Origin of the sequence: Mesorhizobium sp. M4B.F.Ca.ET.017.02.2.1, from assembly GCF_003998955.1 — a bacterium.
Taxonomy (GTDB): domain Bacteria; phylum Pseudomonadota; class Alphaproteobacteria; order Rhizobiales; family Rhizobiaceae; genus Mesorhizobium; species Mesorhizobium abyssinicae.
In genome coordinates this window covers 1-1,750 of sequence record NZ_RZOF01000591.1, presented here as the reverse complement: position 1 = coordinate 1,750, position 1,750 = coordinate 1, and the positions used below count along the sequence as shown (strand labels likewise).

At 64.6% G+C, this 1,750-nt stretch carries 2 protein-coding genes; one reads left to right on the top strand and one right to left on the bottom strand.

Annotated features, from left to right (window positions below):
* Positions 1 to 62: 62 nt before the first annotated feature.
* Complete coding sequence (locus EN738_RS34135; RefSeq protein ID WP_127287349.1) at positions 63 to 1,004, top strand: TIM barrel protein; 942 nt, start codon at positions 63 to 65, stop codon at positions 1,002 to 1,004.
* Positions 1,005 to 1,058: 54 nt separating this feature from the next.
* Here the strand turns inward: EN738_RS34135 and EN738_RS34130 are convergent.
* A partial coding sequence (locus tag EN738_RS34130) for a class II fructose-bisphosphate aldolase (protein ID WP_189606127.1) occupies positions 1,059 to 1,750 on the bottom strand: 692 nt, incomplete at its 5' end.

Sequence of the window (1,750 nt, the reverse complement as noted above, 5' to 3'; positions counted from 1 at the left end):
GTTCGGGTGCGTGCGCCATCGATCGCCACGCCGTCGGGCAGGCCTGAACAGGAGACTGGAATTTGGCCTTCACGCTCTCCCTCAACACCAATCCGCTGGTCAACCGCTTTGCCGATCCGGACGACCTGATCGACGCCATCGCCTATGACATCGGCATAAGGGACGTCCAGCTCACACATGAATTCGTCAATCCCGGCTGGCCGGCGGCGACGATCGCCAAGTTCGTCCGGCTGTTCCAGGCAGCACTTGCCCGCACCGGCGTGCGCATCACGTCCGGCATGACCGGCCCCTATGGTCGGCTCAACCATTTCGGCCATCCCGATGCCGACGTGCGCCGCTACTATGTCGACTGGTTCAAGACCTTCGCCGCCATCTCGGCCGAGCTCGGCGCCAGCGGCATCGGCACGCAATTCGCGATCTTCACCCACAGGGACTACGACGATCCCGAACGCCGCGCCCGGCTGCTCGACATCGCGATGGAATGCTGGCGCGAGGTCGCCGATCATGCCAAGGCGGCTGGCCTCACCTACCTGTTCTGGGAGCCGATGTCGGTCGGCCGTGAATTCGGCCATACCATCGACAGCTGCCGCGCGCTGCACCGGGAGATCGAGGCAGCGGGCTTGGCCATCCCGCTGCAGATGATGGTCGACATTGACCATGGCGACGTCACCTCCAGCAACCCCGCCGACATCGACCCTTACGCCTGGGCCGAGGCCTTCCCGAAAGAGTCGCCGATCATCCACATCAAGCAGTCGTCGATGAACAAGGGTGGCCACTGGCCATTCACCGCCGCCTACAACAGGGATGGCCGCATTACTCCGGAGAAATTCCTGGAGACGGTGCGGCGCGGCGGCGGCACCGACAACGAGATCTGCCTGGAGCTGTCATTCCGCGAGCGCGAGCCGGTCGATCACCAGGTCGTCGCCATGATCCGTGAATCGGTCGACTACTGGACGCCGTTCATCGACGCCGGCAGGGCGGACCTGAGGCCGCGACCAAAATGAAAAAGGGCGGGAGCCGCTATGGCTCCCGCCCTTGAACTCTCGATCAGATGTAACTCAGCCGAACTTCGGATCGAGGCTGCCCGCCTTGTAGCGCTTGGCCATGTCCGACAGCGGGATCGGCTTGATCTTCGGCGCATTGCCGGCGGTGCCGAACTGCTCGAAGCGCTCCTTGCAGAGCTTCTTCATCGCCGCCATGGCCGGCGTCAGGTATTTGCGCGGGTCGAACTCGCTCGGGTTCTCGGTCAGCACCTTGCGGATGGCGCCGGTCAGCGCCATGCGGTTGTCGGTGTCGATGTTGATCTTGCGCACGCCGTGCTTGATGCCGCGCTGGATCTCCTCGACCGGAACGCCCCAGGTTGGCTTCATCTGGCCGCCGTACTTGTTGATGGTCTCCTGCAGATCCTCCGGCACCGACGACGAGCCGTGCATGACCAGGTGCATGTTCGGCAGGCGGCGGTGGATCTCCTCGATCACGTTCATCGCCAGCACCGCGCCGTCCGGCTTGCGCGAGAATTTGTAGGCGCCGTGGCTGGTGCCCATGGCAACCGCCAGCGCGTCGACATGCGTGTCCTTGACGAACTCCACCGCCTGTTCCGGATCGGTCAGAAGCTGGTCGTGGCTGATCGCGCCTTCGACGCCATGGCCGTCTTCCTGCTCGCCGCCGCCGCTCTCAAGCGAGCCGAGCACGCCGATCTCGCCTTCGACCGAGACGCCGCCCCAATGCGCCATGTCGACGACGCGGCGCG